At 56.4% G+C, this 18,365-nt stretch carries 17 protein-coding genes; 2 read left to right on the forward strand and 15 right to left on the reverse strand.

Annotated elements, in window-relative coordinates; all coding sequences use genetic code 11:
* Positions 1 to 45 precede the first annotated feature (45 nt).
* A complete protein-coding gene (locus IM271_RS07150) occupies positions 46 to 1,065 on the forward strand; it encodes a M4 family metallopeptidase (RefSeq protein WP_193052388.1) in 1,020 nt (339 codons plus the stop codon).
* The gene (locus IM271_RS07155; RefSeq protein WP_028014053.1) at positions 1,066 to 1,416 is read left to right on the forward strand and encodes a protealysin inhibitor emfourin; all 351 of its coding nucleotides are present in this window, start codon (positions 1,066 to 1,068) and stop codon (positions 1,414 to 1,416) included.
* Here IM271_RS07155 and IM271_RS07160 read toward each other — a convergent pair.
* From IM271_RS07160 to IM271_RS07230, 15 genes are all read right to left on the reverse strand, one after another.
* A complete protein-coding gene (locus IM271_RS07160) occupies positions 1,413 to 1,634 on the reverse strand; it encodes a zinc ribbon domain-containing protein (RefSeq protein WP_028014054.1) in 222 nt (73 codons plus the stop codon). The genes IM271_RS07155 and IM271_RS07160 overlap by 4 nt on opposite strands.
* A gap of 47 nt (positions 1,635 to 1,681) precedes the next feature.
* Entirely contained in the window at positions 1,682 to 2,716 is a 1,035-nt protein-coding gene (locus IM271_RS07165) for an oxidoreductase (RefSeq protein ID WP_193052389.1), read from the reverse strand.
* A 58-nt stretch (positions 2,717 to 2,774) separates the two neighbouring features.
* On the reverse strand, positions 2,775 to 4,319 hold the full coding sequence (locus IM271_RS07170) for a peptide MFS transporter (protein WP_041908728.1): 1,545 nt from the start codon (positions 4,317 to 4,319) through the stop codon (positions 2,775 to 2,777).
* Between the two features lie 301 nt (positions 4,320 to 4,620).
* Positions 4,621 to 6,096, reverse strand: a complete 1,476-nt coding sequence (der, locus tag IM271_RS07175; protein ID WP_028014057.1) for a ribosome biogenesis GTPase Der — start codon at positions 6,094 to 6,096, stop codon at positions 4,621 to 4,623.
* Between the two features lie 112 nt (positions 6,097 to 6,208).
* Positions 6,209 to 7,387, reverse strand: a complete 1,179-nt coding sequence (gene bamB, locus IM271_RS07180; protein ID WP_028014058.1) for an outer membrane protein assembly factor BamB — start codon at positions 7,385 to 7,387, stop codon at positions 6,209 to 6,211.
* Positions 7,388 to 7,397: 10 nt separating this feature from the next.
* Entirely contained in the window at positions 7,398 to 8,018 is a 621-nt protein-coding gene (locus IM271_RS07185) for a YfgM family protein (protein ID WP_028014059.1), read from the reverse strand.
* Positions 8,019 to 8,031: 13 nt separating this feature from the next.
* Positions 8,032 to 9,306 carry a histidine--tRNA ligase gene (gene hisS / locus IM271_RS07190; protein WP_028014060.1) on the reverse strand — a complete coding sequence of 425 codons (1,275 nt, stop codon included), beginning with the start codon at positions 9,304 to 9,306 and terminating at the stop codon, positions 8,032 to 8,034.
* A gap of 80 nt (positions 9,307 to 9,386) precedes the next feature.
* A complete protein-coding gene (gene ispG, locus IM271_RS07195) occupies positions 9,387 to 10,505 on the reverse strand; it encodes a flavodoxin-dependent (E)-4-hydroxy-3-methylbut-2-enyl-diphosphate synthase (protein WP_025757688.1) in 1,119 nt (372 codons plus the stop codon).
* Positions 10,506 to 10,531: 26 nt separating this feature from the next.
* A complete protein-coding gene (gene rodZ / locus IM271_RS07200; RefSeq protein ID WP_193052390.1) occupies positions 10,532 to 11,539 on the reverse strand; it encodes a cytoskeleton protein RodZ in 1,008 nt (335 codons plus the stop codon).
* A 291-nt stretch (positions 11,540 to 11,830) separates the two neighbouring features.
* On the reverse strand, positions 11,831 to 12,997 hold the full coding sequence (locus IM271_RS07205) for a bifunctional tRNA (adenosine(37)-C2)-methyltransferase TrmG/ribosomal RNA large subunit methyltransferase RlmN (protein ID WP_193052391.1): 1,167 nt from the start codon (positions 12,995 to 12,997) through the stop codon (positions 11,831 to 11,833).
* A gap of 147 nt (positions 12,998 to 13,144) precedes the next feature.
* Positions 13,145 to 13,576, reverse strand: a complete 432-nt coding sequence (gene ndk, locus IM271_RS07210; RefSeq protein ID WP_003860625.1) for a nucleoside-diphosphate kinase — start codon at positions 13,574 to 13,576, stop codon at positions 13,145 to 13,147.
* Positions 13,577 to 13,699: 123 nt separating this feature from the next.
* Positions 13,700 to 14,575: a 4Fe-4S dicluster domain-containing protein gene (locus IM271_RS07215; protein WP_193052392.1), complete on the reverse strand. Its 876-nt coding sequence runs from the start codon at positions 14,573 to 14,575 to the stop codon at positions 13,700 to 13,702.
* Positions 14,575 to 15,363: a DmsC/YnfH family molybdoenzyme membrane anchor subunit gene (locus IM271_RS07220; RefSeq protein WP_193052393.1), complete on the reverse strand. Its 789-nt coding sequence runs from the start codon at positions 15,361 to 15,363 to the stop codon at positions 14,575 to 14,577. The genes IM271_RS07215 and IM271_RS07220 overlap by 1 nt, the downstream gene beginning before the upstream one ends.
* The gene (locus IM271_RS07225; RefSeq protein ID WP_003860631.1) at positions 15,356 to 15,985 is read right to left on the reverse strand and encodes a DMSO/selenate family reductase complex B subunit; all 630 of its coding nucleotides are present in this window, start codon (positions 15,983 to 15,985) and stop codon (positions 15,356 to 15,358) included. The genes IM271_RS07220 and IM271_RS07225 overlap by 8 nt, the downstream gene beginning before the upstream one ends.
* Positions 15,982 to 18,360: a DMSO/selenate family reductase complex A subunit gene (locus tag IM271_RS07230; protein ID WP_305042396.1), complete on the reverse strand. Its 2,379-nt coding sequence runs from the start codon at positions 18,358 to 18,360 to the stop codon at positions 15,982 to 15,984. Before IM271_RS07230 ends, IM271_RS07225 begins: the two co-directional genes overlap by 4 nt.
* Between the last annotated feature and the right edge of the window lie 5 nt (positions 18,361 to 18,365).

Here is an 18,365-nt window from a genome sequence, read left to right on the forward strand (position 1 = left end):
ACTTACTATACTGCTGCTATTCCCTTTTTTAATAAGGAGAGCAGCATGTCCCATCTTCGTAGCGTTATTCCCCCTTATATTCTTCGTCGTATTATCGAAAGCGGTTCCGAACCGCAGCAGCGCTATGCCCGTCAGACCTTAACCCACGTCCAGACGCTGATGGCGCATATGCCGGGCAAACCCGCCGCGCCGCACGTGAATAAAGCCGGTCAGCTTGAGCGCGATATCTACGATGCGAAACAGACCCAGGAGCTGCCGGGTACCCAGGTGCGTTACGAGGGCCAGCCGTCGAATGGCGATGTGGCAGTGGACGAGGCGTACGATTATTTGGGTATCACCCATGATTTCTTCTGGAAAGAATATCAGCGCGATTCGCTCGATAATAAAGGGCTTATTTTGACCGGCACAGTGCATTACGGTCGGGAATATCAGAACGCCTTCTGGAACGGTCAGCAGATGGTATTTGGCGACGGTGACGGGGAGATCTTTAACCGCTTTACGATTGCCATCGAGGTGGTGGCGCACGAGCTGAGCCACGGCGTCACCGAGACCGAAGCCGGGCTAATCTATTTCGAACAGTCAGGCGCGCTGAATGAGTCCCTGTCAGACGTGTTTGGTTCGCTGGTGAAACAGTACCATCTCAAGCAAACCGCCGATAAAGCAGACTGGTTGATTGGTGAAGGGCTGCTGGCTGCGGGCATTAACGGCAAAGGGCTGCGCTCCATGTCTGAACCCGGCACCGCCTACGACGATCCCCTGCTCGGCAAAGACCCGCAGCCCGCGCACATGAAAGATTTCATCAAAACGCGCGAGGATAACGGCGGCGTCCATCTTAACTCCGGCATCCCCAACCGGGCGTTTTACCTGGCCGCGACGTCGATCGGCGGTTACGCCTGGGAAAAAGCTGGTTACGCCTGGTACGACACGGTTTGCGATCGCAATCTGGCGCAGGATGCGGATTTTGATGCCTTCGCAAAACTGACGATAGCGCACGGAGAGAAACGCTCCGGTAGCGACGTTGGGGCGGCGATAAAACAGGCCTGGGAACAGGTGGGAGTGCTGTAAATGCAGGTTCCGGAACTGACGGATGACGCCGTGGTTGAGCTGGCCCGGGAAGGCGGCGTCGCTTTTATTCCTAAGCTGAGCGGCCAGCGTACCATCGCGCTCTCCTCGCTTAATGAGGCCCAGCGCCAGCGCCTGGTGAGCATCCTGGAGCAGGCCTTTCCACGCGGTCAGCCGCCGGGTCAGACGTCGTCACCCGGCAGCGGTGACCAGCGCTATTTCCGCATCCAGATTATCTGGACCGGCCAAAATCAGGCGCACTACGCCGATATCATCGTGCTGGTACCTGAGCAGGAAGCGCCCGAGTCGCTGGTCGAGCTGTGGAAAAAAGGCGAAGACTGCGTGTGCGATTAATCTTCGGCCGGAACAAACTCCACGCGCTTTTTAGAAATTAAGCCGTGGCCGTTCTGGCAGAAATAGTCCACCGCCCCGCAGGCCTTTAAGACCTGGAGTGGCTGATGGCACTCCGGGCAGCGGGCTTCGAGCGCAATATCTTTATTACAGCTGTCGCAGTGCGCCGCCCCGTTCAGGGGTTCAAGCTGTGCCTGGCAATCCGGGCAGGTAATGGTCATGGTGTCTCCTTCAGGGCGTTCAGGTCTGCGATAATTTTACCACGTCTTCAGTGCGGGCCACGCAACTGTTGCTGCAAGGTCAGCAGCAGCGCCACCTCATCGATCCTGCGGCGCGTTGTGCGGCTCACCTCCTGCGGATCGCGCTCAAACAGACTGTTTGCGCCAAGAATATGACCGGCAAGACAGCGTTCGTAGATCGTGCCGGGGATATGCCAGCGCTGAATATTCTTACCTTTAACTAGCTCCAGCACATCTTCCGCGCCGCGTCGGTCGTAGTTGATAATGCGCCCGTCGCGTAAATAGAGACGCAGGCCCTTTTGCCCGCCCGCGGGTCCCGCGTATTTATTAAGCCAGATATCCACCGGCACGCCGCTGATGGTTCCCTGCAAGTGCGCCTCGCCTTCCGCGGTGGTCTGGTCACCCTTTGCGATATCGTGGCCCAGGCGGTCTTTAGCCGTTACCACCTGCAGCGTCATATCGTCCTGACCGCCCAGATAGCGCAGCGTTTCACGCAGCATCGCCAGCACGTGCGTTCCGATATCCAGAATCACGCCGTCCGGGTGGCGAAGCGTTCTGGTATCCGGCTCTCCGGTCGCGAAATTGAGCGCGATGGGTTCCCCTGCGGCGTTATATCCGCTCGGCTCCTGCAAAAAACCTTCGATTCTGGCAATGTCAGATACATGGCCGACCAGCGACCGCTTCACCGTTTCGATGCGCGCCATCCAGTGGTCGAGCGCCAGCACGCGGGACGCCACGCCGGGCGTTGCCAGCAGCGCGTTGAGTTTTTCGATTTGAGAAAGCGTGGCGACAATCGGTTTTTCAATCACAATCCGCGGAACCGGCGAGGCAATCGCCAGCTCAAGCACCTCAAGGTGGTGCAGCGATGCGGTGGTAATAAAAAGGGTATCCAACGGGGTGGCTAAAAGCGCAGCAAGCGAGGCGCAGCGCGTAACGCCTTCAGGGTGCTTTGCGGGGAGAACATCAAAGCCGAAACAACGAACAGCGCCATCGAACAGATTACGTAGTGCGGGCAGATAGGCTGTTTCCACTACCGCACCAAGACCAACAAATCCTAACTGCATGGTTTCACCTCAGGAAGTACAGTGCCGGGGCATAACGCCTGCCCCGGCACACTGAGGTTTATGAGGCGCTAGCTGCCGGTTTAGTTTGTGCATTTTCCAGCATGCGGCGCACCGGAACAATGAGGACGATCAGCACTGCGGCACAAATCAGCAGCGCGATGGAGCAGCGCGCGAAGAGATCCGGCAGCATATCCAGCTGGTCGGCCTTCACGTGACCGCCAATCAGGCCCGCCGCCAGGTTACCCAGCGCGCTGGCGCAGAACCACAGCCCCATCATCTGGCCGCGCATTCTCTCCGGCGCCAGCAGGGTCATGGTCGCCAGACCGATCGGGCTCAGGCACAGCTCCCCCAGCGTCAGCATTAAGATACTGCCCACCAGCCAGAACGGCGACACGCCCGCCCCGCCGTTGCTCAGCACGTTCTGTGCCGCCAGCATCATCAGGCCAAAGCCCGCTGCCGCACACAGAATACCGATAACAAACTTGGTGATGCTGCTCGGGCGAATGTTCATGCTCGCGAGCTTTGGCCATGCCCAGCTGAACACCGGGGCCAGCAGGATGATGAACAGGGCGTTGATCGACTGGAACCATACCGCCGGAATTTCAAAATCACCGATCATGCGGTTAGTGTAGTCGTTGGCAAACAGGTTGAACGAGGTTGGCTTCTGCTCAAACGCGGACCAGAAGAACGCGGCTGAGACCAGCAGAATAAAGCAGACCAGCAGCCTGGCGCGCTCTTTGCGGTTCAGGCCCGCGAAGATGAACAGGTAGATGAAGTAGAGGGCAACGGACGCCGCAATTACGTAGACCAGCACGCTGGCTACCGCGACCGGGTTAATGACAATCACGCCCTGCGCGATCAGCGTCACGAGCGTTGCCACGCCTGCCGCCAGCGCCAGCAGCCAGACGCCCACGCCGTTGCGCTTCACCACCGGGCTGTTCCATGTGGAGTCCAGACCGACTTCGCTGTCGTAGCGCTTCATCGCCGGAACCGCAAATACGCGGAAGATAATCAGCGCCACCAGCATCCCGATGCCGCCAATACCAAAGCCCCAGTGCCAGCCGTGGGTTTTTATCAGCCAGCCGGAAATCAGCGGGGCGATGAACGAGCCCATATTAATGCCCATGTAGAACAGCGAGAAACCGCCGTCACGACGCGCATCGCCTTTTTTATACAGGGTGCCGACCATCACCGAGATACAGGTTTTGAACAGGCCAGAGCCGAGCACGATGAACATCAGGCCGATAAAGAACAGGTTGTTGCCCATGATAGCCGACAGCGCAATCGACAGGTGGCCGAGCGCGATCAGAATCGAACCGTACCAGACGGCTCTCTGCTGGCCGAGCCAGTTATCCGCCAGCCAGCCGCCCGGCAGCGCGGCCAGGTACATGGTACCGGCAAAAATACCGACAATCGCCGAGGCGTTTTCACGCGCCAGGCCCATCCCGCCGTCATAGACGGTGGCGGCCATAAAAAGGATCAGCAGCGGGCGAATGCCGTAGAACGAGAAACGCTCCCACATCTCGGTAAAGAACAGCGAACCGAGCGGATAAGGATGGCCGAAGAAGGTTCGGCTCTCTTTTTGATTAACAGAGGATTGCATAATTCTCCCGAAAGGTATGTGTCGTGCTTGTAAACACCAGCAGGTACGCCGGCCAGTTACGTATCTGACCGATTTTTTACATGCGGCGAAAAGTTAGTTAACCATTTGATAACCAGTCGCTAGTTTTGTCTAGTACCGGATCAGGGACTTTAAGATGAAAATTCGACGATTGTCTACTTTTCTGGATTTAAAGATGGTTGGGAGTGAATAGTGATTGACTTCACACAGAGAGAACCGACGGTATGATTGGGCCAAAAAAAAAGCCCGCGATAAACGCGGGCCTTTGTGAGATCGGCAATGATTATTTGCTTTTCTTAATGTGCTTAATCAAACGCTTACGCTTACGCATCTGGTTCGGCGTCAGGGTGTTGCGCTTGTTGGCGAACGGGTTTTCCCCTTCCTTGAACTGGATACGAATAGGCGTGCCCATCACGTCCAGCGATTTACGGAAGTAGTTCATCAGGTAGCGCTTGTAGGAATCCGGCAGGTCTTTCACCTGGTTGCCGTGAATCACCACGATTGGCGGGTTATAGCCACCGGCGTGGGCATATTTCAGCTTCACGCGACGACCGCGCACCAGCGGCGGTTGGTGATCTTCTGCAGCCATATTCATGATACGGGTCAGCATGGCGGTGCTCTGACGACGGGTGGAGCTGTCGTAGGCTTCACGCACGGATTCGAACAGGTTACCGACGCCGCTGCCGTGCAGCGCAGAGATAAAGTGCACGCGGGCAAAGTCGATAAAGCCCAGACGGAAGTCCAGGGTCTCTTTCACCTGCTCGCGCACTTCATTGCTCAGGCCGTCCCACTTGTTGACGACGATGACCAGTGAGCGCCCACTATTGAGGATAAAGCCGAGCAGAGAGAGATCCTGATCGGAGATACCTTCGCGCGCGTCGATGACCAGCAGCACCACGTTGGCATCTTCAATCGCCTGCAGGGTTTTGATAACGGAGAATTTTTCCACCACGTCGGTGATTTTTCCGCGCTTACGTACACCGGCGGTGTCGATGAGGACATACTCACGTTCATCGCGCTGCATTGGGATGTAGATGCTGTCACGCGTAGTGCCCGGCATGTCGTAAACCACCACACGCTCTTCACCCAGAATACGGTTAGTAAGCGTAGACTTACCTACGTTTGGACGACCGACGATAGCCAGCTTGATCGGCAGATCCTGCGGGTTGAAGTCATCTTCAGGCTCTTCTTCTTCGCCCTCTTCACCGTCTTCGAACTGCGCCCAGTATGCGGCGTCTTCGTCCACCTCTTCCGGCGGGTTCACTTCGTCCACCCACGGCAGCAGAACGGTTTCCAGCAGGCTGGTCACACCGCGGCCATGCGATGCCGCAATCGGGTGGATATCCCCCATGCCCAGAGACCAGAAGTCCGCGATAGCCTGATCGGCATCGATGCCGTCAGTTTTGTTCGCCACCAGGAAAGTTGGCTTTTCGCGAGAACGCAGGTGCTTAGCAATTGCGGAGTCCGCCGGCATCAGGCCAGCGCGCGCATCCACCATGAACAGCACAACATCCGCTTCTTCGATCGCCAGCAAGGACTGTTCCGCCATGCGGGTTTCAACGCCGTCTTCTGTGCCATCAATACCGCCGGTATCAATACAGATGAACTCGCGTCCTTCCACCTCTGCACGACCGTACTTACGGTCACGCGTCAGCCCCGGGAAATCCGCAACCAGCGCATCACGGGTGCGTGTTAAACGGTTAAAAAGAGTGGATTTTCCAACGTTAGGGCGCCCGACAAGCGCGACCACAGGTACCATGTTTGAAGCCTCATAAAATTCAAATAAACGTCGCATTCGCGGCGTTTTTAAAAATGTCAAAACGGCTCCTGAGTGAACAGGAGCCGTTTAGTATACTACAACCGCCGGGTAATTAACGCGTGATCGCGTACAGCGTGCCGTCTTTTGCCTGAATCAGCAGTTTGCCGTCAGCCACAACCGGGTCGGTCAGGAAGCCTGAACCGTCCACTTTCTGCTGCGCCACGAAGCGGCCATTCTCTGGATCAACCCAGTGCATATAGCCTTCGCTGTCGCCAACCACCAGGCTACCGTTGTACAGCACTGGCGCGGTCAGCAGACGGTGCAGCAGATCGCTTTGCGTCCACAGCGTCACGCCGCCTTCGGTGCTCAGCGCCAGCAGGCGATCGTTCTGGTCAACCATATAGATGCGGTTACCGTCCACGATGAAATCATTCACAGAGCCCAGCTCACGTTTCCACATGATCTGGCCGCTGCGCAGGTCCAGCGCGGTCAGGTTGCCGTTATAGGCCAGGGCGTAAACCACACCGTCAACGATAACCGGAGTAGTGTCTACGTCGCTCAGGCGGTCGATTTCCGTTGAGCCAGTGGCCTGCGAGATACGCTGCTGCCAGATCATCTGGCCCTGCTGCATCAGCACGGCACTCACGCGACCGTTGTCACCGCCCACAATGGCAGCGCCAAATGCGGTTGCCGGCGCGGATTCACCGCGCAGAGAGAGCGCAGGCATATCCAGGTTAACGGTCCATTTCACCAGACCGTCCGCTTCGTTCAGCGCCTGCAGCTGGCCGTTGCTGGTATGGATCAGCACCAGCCCGTCGCTCACGACCGGACGTGACAAGGATTCACCGGCTACGGCGGTCTGCCATGCAACAGAACCATCGCTGGCATTCAGCGCGTAAACCTGCGCTTTTTCGCTGCCCACGTAGACATGCCCACCGGAAACGGTCAGGCCGCCAGACAGCAGTGCAGGTTTACGGGAGAACCAGCCGTCTTTTTCCGCCAGGTTAACGGACCAGACCTCTTTCCCGTCATCGGCGTTCACCGCTTTCACGGTACCTTTGCGGTCAGCGGCATAGACAACGCTGTCTGCATACGCAGGATGAAGGTTGGAATAGAAATCACCAATCCCACTGCCCACGGAGACATCCCACGCGGTGGATGGGGTAAACTGGTTTTCAACCGTCGGCAGTGGGGACATTTTCACAACGTCTTCTTCGCCACTGAACAGTGAACAACCACTTAATAACGTAACAGAAAGCAGTCCTGGCAGAAGTAATTTACGCAATTGCATCGGGTCCCTCTCAGACGGACAAATTATTTATTTTCATCTGCATCATTTCGCTCAGCGCAGGTGACGCTTTGCTCTCTACGCCAGCTTGCCACGCTTTACGCGCGCCCGCTTTGTCACCTTTGCTCAGCAGTGCTTCACCGCGCAGATCGGCAACGATGGCAGCAAAACCTTCGCCTTTGATGGTATCGAGCGTTTTCAGCGCGTCGTCAGCTTTTTTCTGCTGAACCTGAATACGTGCCAGGCGCAGATTGATCACCGCTTTCAGGTTTTCATCGCTGGCAGCAGCAAGGCCCTGAGACAGCTGAGCAGCGGCTTTATCCAGTTCGTTTTTATCAACGTACTGCTGAGCCACTTCCAGCGCTGCCAGTGCACCGTAGGTGTTTTTGTTGTCAGCGGCAAATTTCTCTGCCGCAGCCAGCGTTTGCGGCTGGTCGGCACGAATCGCGCTAACGGTATTTTCATAGGACAGGGACGCGCCGCGCGCGGAATCCGCCTGATGGTTGTTCCAGTAACGCCAGCCCACCAGCGCACCCACACCTAAAATAACCCCAACAACCAGCGCTTTGCCGTTTTCAGCAAAGAAGCGTTTAATCGCGTCGACCTGATCGTGTTCGTTCTCGTACATTTCCACGCCGTCTTTCTCCTTAGCCCAATAGAGTGCGCAAGTGCGCCGCAACGCCGTCCTGCGTTACCGTTGTCTGCTCACCAGAGCGCAGGTCTTTTACTACCACTTCGCCGTTAGCTACTTCGGACTCGCCCAGCACCAGTGCAATACTTGCGCCCCACTTATCGGCACGAGCAAACTGTTTTTTGAAGTTGCCGCCGCCATGGTTGGTCATCAGCTTAACGCCCGGCAGCGCATCGCGCACGCGTTCGGCAAGCTGCATCGCCGCAGACTGCGTTTCCGCGCCTGAAGCCACCAGGTATATATCGACAACGGAATCTGCTTTAAATTCCGGATTAACTGCCTGAACCAGCAAAACAAGTCGCTCAAGACCCATCGCGAAGCCAACCGCAGGCGCCGCACGACCACCCAGTTGCTCAACCAGACCGTCATAACGGCCGCCGGCACACACGGTGCCCTGAGAACCGAGGCTGGTGGTTACCCACTCAAACACGGTGCGGTTGTAGTAGTCCAGACCGCGCACCAGACGCTGGTTCACGGTGTAGGCAATGCCCGCCGCTTCGAGCAGCTTGCACAGGCCGGTAAAGTGTTCGCGAGACTCGTCGTCCAGGTAGTCACCCAGCGCAGGGGCATCGTTCAGCAGCGCCTGAACATCAGGGTTTTTGGAATCCAGCACGCGCAGCGGGTTGCTGTACATGCGACGTTTGCAGTCTTCGTCCAGCTTCTCTTTATGCTGCTCCAGGAACGCCACCAGCGCATCGCGGTAGTTAGCGCGCGCTTCAAGAGAACCGATTGAGTTCAGTTCCAGCGAAACGTGCTCAGAGATACCGAGGGCGCGCCACCAGCGGGCGGTCAGCATAATCAGTTCGGCATCGATGTCCGGGCCCTGCAGGCCAAAGACTTCCACACCCAGTTGGTTAAACTGGCGATAACGACCTTTCTGCGGACGTTCGTGGCGGAACATCGGGCCGATATACCACAGGCGCTGCTCCTGATTGTACAGAAGACCATGTTCGATGCCGGCGCGTACGCAGCCCGCCGTACCTTCCGGACGCAGGGTCAGGCTGTCGCCGTTGCGGTCCTCAAAGGTGTACATCTCTTTTTCAACCACGTCGGTCACTTCACCGATCGCGCGTTTGAATAACGGGGTCTGCTCTACAATCGGCAAACGGATTTCGCTGTAACCGTAGCTGCCGAGCACCTGCTTCAGCGTGCCTTCAATGCGCTGCCAGATGGCGGTTTCGCCAGGCAGGTAATCGTTCATGCCGCGGATGGCTTGAATGTTTTTTGCCACGTTTATTCTCTTTCTATATACAAAAAAAACCCAAAGAATGGGTTCAATCATACATGGGAAGCGGCACGCTTCCCATCACGTTATTTTTCAACCTGCTGAACGCTGATACGCTGTGTCTCGTCCATCATCGCGGCTTTGGCGCGGATGCGGGCTTCAAGCTGGTCAATCATGTCGCTATTATCCAGACGATCTTTACGAACGCCATCTTCATAGAGACCACTTTTCTTGTTACCGCCGGTTACGCCCAGGGTTGAGACCAGCGCTTCACCCGGACCGTTCACGACACAGCCGATGATGGAGACGTCCATCGGGGTGATGATGTCTTCCAGACGCTGCTCCAGGGCATTCACCGTGCCGATTACGTCAAATTCCTGACGCGAACAGGTTGGGCAGGCAATGAAGTTGATCCCACGCGAGCGGATACGCAGCGATTTCAGAATATCGAAACCGACCTTGATCTCTTCTACCGGATCCGCCGCCAGCGAGACGCGCAGGGTGTCGCCGATCCCTTCGGAGAGCAGCAGGCCCAGGCCGATCGCAGACTTCACCGAACCGCTACGCAGGCCGCCCGCTTCGGTGATCCCGAGATGCAGAGGCTGGTCGATCTGTTTTGCCAGCAGGCGATACGATTCAACGGCCAGGAAAACGTCAGAGGCTTTTACGCTGACCTTGAACTGATCGAAGTTAAGACGATCCAGATGATCGACGTGACGCATGGCGGATTCGAGCAGAGCCTGCGGCGTTGGCTCGCCATATTTTTCCTGCAGATCTTTTTCCAGAGAGCCGGCGTTCACGCCGATACGGATTGGAATGTTTTTGTCGCGGGCGCAGTCAACCACCATGCGAATGCGTTCTTCATTGCCGATGTTGCCCGGGTTAATACGCAGGCAATCAACGCCGTATTCAGCAACTTTCAGCGCGATACGGTAGTCGAAGTGGATATCTGCAACCAGCGGCACGCTGACCTGCTGTTTGATCAGCTTGAACGCCTCAGCGGCATCCATCGTGGGCACTGAGACGCGAACAATGTCCGCGCCTACACGCTCTAATGCTTTGATTTGGTTGACCGTTGCTTCCACATCCGTGGTGCGCGTATTGGTCATCGACTGGACGGCGATAGGTGCCCCATCGCCGACTGGCACATTCCCAACGTAAATCCGTTTCGATTTTCTACGTTGAATCGGAGCCTGGTTATGCATGAAAAATCTCCCGCGTTGCCCGTCTGTTACTGTGCTGCTGATTGTTCGGCATTAACGGTAAGACGTGCAACCTGGTTAGTTCTGATAAAGCGGCTCAGGTCGACAGGTTTTCCTTGATACTGGATCTGTACCGCTGCCGGAGCGCCGATTTTAAGTTTGTAAGGTGCCTGACCCGTTAGGTTTAACGTGCCATCTTTCCGCTGCAGGCCGCTGAACAGTTTTTTACCTGTCGCGTCAGTCACTTCCAGCCAACAGTCAGCCGTGAAGTTCATCACCAGCGCGTTTGGATCGGCGGCTGGCGCGGCGGTTGCCGCCGGGTCGGTCGGCAGGGACGCTGCGGCGTTGTTCGCCGGCTGAGTCGCTGCAGGGACGTTCGCCGCAGTATCGACATTTGCCTGAGAAGGGGCGACGACCGCGTTTTGATCCTGAGCCTGAGGCGCAGCGGTGTTCGCCGTTGCGGCCGGAGCCTGTGCTGCATCGGTTGCCGGAGCCGTTGTTTGCGGCTCGCTTGAGGCCGCCGTACCGTCGGTGTTCAGCGGAACGCTCTGGGCACCACCATTGCTCGCCTGATTGAGTTCAGCGGAGGATTGATCGGCCATAGTGGTGATCTCTTCCTGCTGCGCCTTGTGGTTTTGCCACCACCATGCGCCAGTCAGGCCGACAACAACAAACAGCACCAGCCAGGTAAAGCTCATCAGCCAGCCATCACGTTTTTTACGACGTTTCCCCAGGGAGAAAGTTTGCATCGGGGCAACTTTTGCTGCACGAACCGGTGCCTGCTTCTCCATCATTGGCAGTAATTCGTTTTCGGGGATGTGCACCAGTTTTGCGTAAGAGCGGATATAGCCGCGCAGAAATGTTGAAGCCAGATCGGCAGGCGCCTTATCTTCTTCAATATCGCGAACCGTGGAAACTTTCAGGCACAAGCGTTCTGCAACAGCTTGCTGGCTGAGTCCGAGTTGTTCACGGGCGTTGCGAAGACGAACGCCAGTGGAGAGTGCTTCATGTTGGTCGTGAGTGGCTTCAGTATTCATTCGCTACAACTACTGGTACGTGAAAAAAAGGGTTCAGGTGCCGGTGAGTCACAATGCCGCCCGCACCGCGAAACTTCAGGTCAGTTAACCTTGAACAGACAGTATAAGACTGTCAGCCGGTAGATGACAGTGCAGCTCTGCCCGCGTGGCTAAACTGTTGTTACGTCGTTACATACTGCCCGAAACTCATATGAAACGCACCGTAATTATTAATCAAACGTCACGAATCTGACTGATTATTCAGTCAGATTATGCATCACAGCGTAGATAATGCGCCGTGATGCATAATAATCAAACAGCTTTAACCGCAATGCTCTCGCCCTGCATGCGTTTACGCAGGGTACGTTTGGTACGGTCAATGACGTCACCGGCCAACTGTCCGCATGCAGCATCAATATCATCACCGCGGGTTTTACGCACGATGGTGGTGAAACCATACTCCATCAGCACCTTGGAGAAACGGTCGATACGGCTGTTCGAGCTACGGCCATACGGCGCGCCCGGGAACGGGTTCCATGGGATCAGGTTGATTTTGCATGGCGTATCCTTCAGCAGTTCAGCCAGCTGATGCGCGTGCTCAGTACCGTCGTTGACGTGGTCCAGCATCACGTACTCAATGGTGACACGGCCCTGGTTTGCGTTGGATTTCTCCAGGTAGCGACGCACGGCAGCGAGGAAGGTTTCGATATTGTACTTTTTGTTAATCGGTACAATTTCGTCACGAATTTCATCGTTTGGCGCGTGCAGGGAGATAGCCAGCGCAACGTCAATCATGTCGCCGAGCTTATCCAGCGCAGGCACAACGCCTGAGGTAGACAGCGTCACGCGGCGCTTGGACAGGCCAAAACCGAAGTCATCCAGCATGATTTCCATCGCCGGCACCACGTTGGTCAGGTTCAGCAGCGGTTCGCCCATCCCCATCATTACCACGTTGGTGATCGGACGCGTGCCGGTCACTTTTGCTGCACCCACGATTTTCGCGGCGCGCCAGACCTGACCGATGATTTCAGACACGCGAAGGTTACGGTTAAAACCTTGCTGAGCCGTAGAGCAGAATTTGCACTCCAGCGCACAGCCCACCTGAGAAGAGACGCACAGCGTGGCACGATCGTCTTCCGGGATGTAGACGGTTTCAACGCGCTGATCGCCTACGGCAATCGCCCATTTGATGGTGCCGTCTGCCGAGCGCTGCTCTTCCACCACTTCCGGCGCGCGGATTTCAGCCACTTCTTTGAGCTTGTTGCGCAGCACTTTGTTGATGTCGGTCATCTCATCAAAGTTGTCGCTGCAGTAGTGGTACATCCATTTCATTACCTGATCGGCACGAAACGGCTTCTCACCCATATCTTTAAAGAACTCGCGCATCTGCTGACGGTTCAGGTCCAGCAGGTTAATTTTTCCATTTTTATTGGGAACCGCAGGAATGGCGACTTCGGAGGTATTCACTAGTTCAGACATAATTTTTTCCGGCCTCGTTGTTACACGTTGTGGCCCTTGGTGGGTTGAAAAGAAACGCCCCGGAAAGCGGTCTGCTCGTCCGGGGCGTTGCATTGTACAAAGTCTGGCGCAGGGATGCCACGTTTGCACGCGGCATTTACGAAATTATTAGCGAGTGCGCGGGCACACTTCGCCTTCAGCGAAGAAGAACGCGATTTCGCGCGCGGCAGACTCAACGGAGTCGGAACCGTGAGTGCCGTTCTCGGTGAAGCTGTCCGCGTAGTCAGCGCGCAGGGTACCTGCCAGCGCGTTGTCCGGGTTGGTTGCACCCAGCAGATCGCGGTGACGCTGTACCGCGTTTTCGCCTTCCAGCACGGAGACCACGATTGGACCGGAGGTCATGAACTCCACCAGGCCGTCAAAGAATGGACGACCTTCGTGCTCAGCGTAGAAGCCGCGAGCCTGCTCAACGGTCAGGTGCAGCATTTTGGTGCCAACGATCTTAAACCCTGCTGATTCAAAGCGAGCGAAGATGCTGCCAATAACGTTTTTTGCCACCGCGTTTGGTTTGATGATGGAAAAAGTACGTTCAATAGCCATTGATAACCTCTGTAAAATGTTCTGTTGTTTTGCATACCTGAGTATGGTGTGGCGCGGATTATAAAGAGCAATAGCGCCATTGCCTATGGTTCTGCATAACATTTTTTTAAAATGAGACGAAGATTAGCAACAGGCCGGATTTCGCATACCGTGTTGATGGCGTAAACAGAGCGGGCATTGCTTTTCATCAGGCGTAAATGACCAGAACTGGCGCTGGCACGTCAGGCAAACTGCTTTATATGCGGGAGTGGCCACGTTTTTTGCCGGTCCATCTGTTTCTGCGACGTTTATCGCCTCGTGCTGACATACTGCTTCACAGCCACCGCAGCCGGTACAGCGCCCGGTCTCCACCACCAGCGCGGCGTTCTCAAACCGAATCGCGTTTTCCGGGCAGCTTCGCCAGCACGCACCGCACAGCACGCACTTATTAATATCGAGTGCGATATCTGACTCGCTAAACGTCGAGAATGCCCTGCGCAGCTCCCGCGGCCCCGGGGAAACGCGACAGGCTTTTACATCCTCGCGGGGAACGTGCATCAGCGCACGACGAGCGATATTCACCTCGCCGATCGGTATGAGCTTAAACCCCCACTCCGCTTCACCACGGCGACGAAGCGCAAGATTAAGCCGGGCAAGCGCCAGCAGCCAGTCAGGGTATTGCTCTGCGTCGATACTGATAAAACGAACCTGGCGTTGCGCGTGCCACAGCAGCAGCTCATTCACCCCAGGTGCGCGTTCAGTAAAAGGCCCAACAAGGGTATCTCCACGCAGAAATCGCTTTCGCGGCGCGATGCCGGTAATGGCCCCGGAGGGGCAGACGAACAGGCAGTCACCGCATTCAATACAGCGATTTTCATCAACCGAGACGCCGGTTTCCGTAAAAGAAAAAGCCTGCGCTGGACAAACGTCCGCGCAGGCGCAGCAAGAAGCGTGGCGAAAACGGCGACGGACGCACACATGCGTCACGTCCATCGCCGGGGCAAACGTCAATCTGCCCATCAGCCAATACTGAAGAAAACGAAGCGCAGCATCAGCTCACCCACAATCAGCAAGGCGCTGCCCAGCAGCAGCGTGCCGCGCGCCGCTTTCAGGCCGCCCGCAGCAAAGCAGAGCATACCTGCAACGGACACGCACCAGCTCAGCAGATGTACCGCGCGCAGCTGTTCGAGCATCCGTAGCGGAGCGTGAGGGAACGTCACCACGGTATTGTCCATGGCAGTGATGTCTGCCAGCCAGACGGGCTGCATCACCATACGCACAAGCACCACCAGCGTGATAATGACAACCGCCGCACGCAAGGTGGTCTGGGAACGCATCCCAACTGCCATGCAGGCTGAACCGATGATACCCACCGAGCCGATAAACAGTACCAGCGTGTTAATGTGCTGCCAGGTCACCACGGACGCGTGCATGTAGATTTGTGCCATGCAGAACACGTCCACCAGCCCGACAAGACCCGCCACGGCCAAAAGCAGCTTCCAGCCTGGCTTATTGGAAAACATCAGCAGCACGGCGAGGCCAAGCGCCGCCAGGTAAAGGCTGGCAAAGATAATCTCACGGCTCAGCCACGAGCTGGAGACGTGGCGTAGCGCGTTCAGGGCGTTGAGCGGATAGCCCATATGCAGCGCTGAGGCGAGCAGCCCCAGGCTCGCCAGCACAAACGCCCCAGCGGCAAGCAGCAGCGCGCTACGCGGTGTAGTATGCGCTTTCCCGAACGCCAGCCAGAGCGTCACGCCAACCGATCCCTGCAGGAACAGCGTAAAAATCAGCAGCGGTAACTCATGCATGACGTTTCCCCTCTTTCTCTGCGCCCTGATGCGCTTTGATCACCAGGTTCGGTTTTGTAATCGAGGAATCAGGCAAGCCCTTCACATCGCATACCGCACCATATTTCGCCCGAAGTTCATCAATAGGCCCAAATTTGATCGCCTCAAGCGGACAGGTTGCCACGCAGACGGGCTGCTCGCCCTTCGCCTGCAGATCCACGCAAAAATCGCATTTGGACATCTGCCCGGTCTGCTCGTTGAGCTGTGGCGCGCCGTAAGGGCAAGACCACGCGCAGTAGCCGCAGCCAACGCACTTGTCCGTATCAACGCGCACGATGCCGTCGCCCGGACGCTTGTGCATTGCGGTGGTCGGACAGTTTTTGGTGCAGATCGGGTCCGCACAGTGGTTACAGGAAATAGAGAGCGTGTAGGCAAAAACGTTGTTGCTAACGCCGCCCTGCCCGGTTGGGATGAAATTCCCGCCGTTGACTTCGTATACGCGACGGAAACGACGTCCGACCTCAAGGTTGTTTTTGTCTTTGCACGCCACCTGGCATGCCTTGCAGCCCGAGCAGCGGGAAGAGTCAATATAGAAACCCAGCTGTTTATCGCTCACCGGCGCGTAGTGTTTAAACTGACTCATGCTTTAGCTACCTCCACCAGCATGGTTTGATGGGAATTCCCTTTCGCAAGCGCGGTAATACGGGCAGAGCTGAGCACGTTCGCGCAGCCGCCTTTATCGACGCCCTGTTCGTCCGGCTGCCACCAGGCGCCTGCCTGCATGGCAACAACGCCCGGAATGATGCGCGGCGTGACTTCAGCCGGAATTTCACAAATGCCGCGCGCGTTATGAATGCGCACGGTATCCCCCTGGGAAATGCCGCGCTTTTGCGCGTCCTGCGGGTTGATCCACAGCTTTTGCTGCTGCGCCTCAATCAGCCACGGGTTGGCGTACTGGGTTGAGTTAGCACGGTTTTTCCCTTTCCAGGTGATCAGCTGCAGCGGGAAGGTTTTCGCCAGTTCGTCTTCCGGCCCTTCGTGGGCGGGCACGTAGTGCGACAGCGCCGGAATCTCCGGATGGTGCATGTCGTACAGACGCTTCGAGAAGATCTCAATTTTCCCGGACGGCGTCGGGAACGGATGATTTTGCGGATCGCGAATATTGTCTTCAAAAGCGACGAACGGCGCGCTTTTGAAAAGATGCTGGCGCGTCTTTTGTAACGTCGCGAAGTCCGGCAGGTTTTCATCTGGCATGGAGAGCCGCGTCTGCTCCCAGATGTGCTCAATCCACGCTTTTTCGTCACGGCCCTCGCTGAATGCAGGTTCGACGCCAAGCTTAGCAGCAACTTCCCGCAGCCAGTCGTAGTCTGAACGGCGTTCGAATTCAGGTTCAATCAGCTTTTCCGACAGGATCAGATAGCTTGCCGTGCCCCAGGTTTCGCCAATATTCCAGCGTTCCATAAAGCTGGTTTCCGGCAGGAGAAGATCGGCGTATCGGGCGCTCGGCGTCATAAACAGATCGCTTGCGACGATAAACTCGATTTTCGACTCGTCTTCCAGCACGCGCGTCGCCTGATGCAGATCCGGGTTCTGGTTAGCCAGATAATTTCCCGCCAGCGAGAAGAGGATGCGGATATTACTGTCCAGCTTCTCTGCATCCTTCAGGCCGTCTTCCGCCGTTACCTTAGAAGCATCATCGGCGGCCTGCACCCAGTTCATCACCGATATTTTGGCTTTTACCGGGTTATCCGGCATCTCCGGCCCAGCAGCAAATTTACGATTAGCGCAGCCGCCATAGCCTGCCGCCCAGCCGCCCTTCACCCCAACGTTACCCGTCAGCGTTGCCAGTAACGTCGAGCCGCGCGCGGTGCGCTCGCCGCAGTTATGGCGCTGCGGTCCCCAGCCCTGGATCAGCGCGGCGGGTTTGGTGGTTGCGTAGTCGCGCGCCAGCTGACGAATGGTCTGCGCAGGCACGTGGGTGATTTTCTCTGCCCACTCAGGCGTTTTCGCCACGCCATCTTTTGCGCCGCTCAGATAAGCCATCAGGGATTCATTGGCCGGAACGCCTTCCGGCATGGATGCTTCGTCAAAGCCCAGGGTATAGCGCTGGATGAAGTCGCGATCGTGCAGGTTCTCCGTGACGATCGTGTACATCATGGCGTCCATCAGGGCGTTGTCTGTTGTGGGAAGCAGCGGGATCCACTGGTCGGCAAGAGAGGAAACCGTATCGGAATAGCGCGGATCGACAACGATAAAGCGCGTGCCGTTTTGCTTCATCTTCTGATAGAAGTAGTTGCTGTGACCAAAGATCGTTTCCGTCGGGTTATGTCCCCAGAGAATGACCAGTTTGGTATCCAGCAGCGTGTCCAGAGAGCTGCCGCTGGCGGCGGTGCCGTAGGTATACGGCGTGGCTGCCGCCGTGTTGCCCATACTGACCGAGTGATAGCTTTCAAGATAGCCGCCGGTTAAGTTGAGCAGACGACGAACCATTTTATCGCCGGAAAACGTTCCGCCGGATACCGCAGTGCCCACATGCACATAGCGTGAGGCAGCGCCGTATTTTTGTGTAATCGTTTTTAATTGATTCGCAATAAGCGTGGTGGCTTCATCCCAGGTAATACGCTCGAATTTTCCTTCGCCACGTTTACCCACGCGTTTCATTGGATATTTAAGCCGATCGGGATGATAAACAAATTTCCGATAAGCGCGGCCACGAACGCAGGCGCGCATTATCGGCATCTGCGGATCTAACGCATTGTCCGGACGCGTTGAAATTCGGGTAACAACGCCCTCACTAACGTGAGCGCGAATATCACATTTACCGCCGCAGTCAAACGTGCTGCAGGTTTGCACCACTTTTTCTTCAGGCGTCGCGTGTGTTGCCGCCGCACTCTGTGCCTGTGCTTTACCTGTTGTCGCTACAAAAGGAAGGGCGGCGAGCGCCGACCCTGCCTGAATAAAATGACGTCGGGATAGCGCGGGAATAAGCCCCTCTCCCTGATTTTTATTTTTCTTCATTGCTC

It is taken from the genome of Enterobacter cloacae complex sp. I3, assembly GCF_014896175.1.
In the GTDB taxonomy this organism is placed as follows: Bacteria; Pseudomonadota; Gammaproteobacteria; order Enterobacterales; family Enterobacteriaceae; genus Enterobacter; species Enterobacter bugandensis.